This is a genomic window from Streptomyces sp. NPDC002130, assembly GCF_040296465.1.
GTDB lineage: Bacteria > Actinomycetota > Actinomycetes > Streptomycetales > Streptomycetaceae > Streptomyces.
The window spans coordinates 1-1,198 of sequence record NZ_JBEOXI010001040.1; the positions used below are offsets into that span (position 1 = coordinate 1).

The window sequence follows — 1,198 nt, forward strand, 5'->3', positions numbered from 1 at the left end:
AGCGCATCGAACCCGCCCCGAAAGCTCAGTCCGGTGGACTGCGCGGTCTGGGGAAGGTCATCGGCGGGCGGAAACGAAAGGTCACGATCGTCGACGATCTCGACGAAGTCGACCTCTTCGGTGCCTGATCGCTTCTAATCTGGACAGATGTCTCTGTTGCCGACTGTCAGTCGTAGGACCGGAACTCGATACGGCAGGCCGAGTATCGAATCGCAGGTCCTCTACAACGCGTGTCGATGGATGCTTCGGCCAGTGGTCGGGATCGCTCCGCTGACGCCTGGCGCCATGCGCCGCGCCGCAGTGCTGGACTCGGCCGCGGGTGTACGCATTCCCTCCGGGATCGATCGGGAAGCGATTCGTTTTCCAGGTTTCGACGGTGAGCTCGTGCGGACGGCAGGCTCGACGGCTGATCTGCGCGACGGTGTAGTTCTCTACCTGCACGGCGGCGGGTTCATGTGTTGCGGGCTCAACACGCATCGACCGGTGGTTGCCGGCATCGCCAAGCGAACCGGCCTTCCGGTCATGCACGTCGCGTATCGGCAGTTGCCGAGCACGAGCATCAGTGGGTCCGTCGACGACTGTCTGGGTGCATACCGGTGGCTCCTCGAACAGGGAGTATTGCCGGAAAAGGTTGTCTTCGTTGGTGATTCGGCCGGAGGTTTCCTGGTTTTCGCGACGGCGCTTGCAGCTGTTTCCGCCGGGCTCGAGGTTCCGGCCGGACTGGTCGGACTCTCACCTCTCCTCGATCTCGATTGCACCACCAAATCAGTCCACGCCAACGCTCGACGCGACGTGATCGCCCCGGTGTCGGCATTGATAGCGATCGGAAAGCTTGGCGGACAGACGAACTCACCTGTCGACGGCGATCTGGCCGCGCTGCCACCGTCGTTGCTGATCGCCGCTGAATCCGAGGTTCTCAGAGTTGATTCGGAGGTGATGGCGCAGCGGCTCGCCGCCGCGGGGGTGCCGTGCTCGCTGCAGATCTGGAACGGTCAGGTTCACGCGTTTCCCGCCGTGTGGCCTGGCTTGCCGGAGAGCCGGGCTGCGTTACGCGACGTTGCCAGGTTCATTCGCACCAGGCTCGATGCGGTCCCACCCCAGGCCGCGGGCGGCGATCGACTCGTCCAGCGGCACGTCCGAACCGTCCACACCGGTGAACTGCTTGGCGGCGTGGGTGTTCTGGGACAGGAAGCGCTCC

At 64.0% G+C, this 1,198-nt stretch carries 1 pseudogene; it reads left to right on the forward strand.

Annotated elements, in window-relative coordinates:
- Nucleotides 1-453 precede the first annotated feature (453 nt).
- A pseudogene (locus tag ABT116_RS48185) lies at nt 454-948 on the forward strand (alpha/beta hydrolase fold domain-containing protein); the annotation flags it as partial.
- Between the last annotated feature and the right edge of the window lie 250 nt (nt 949-1,198).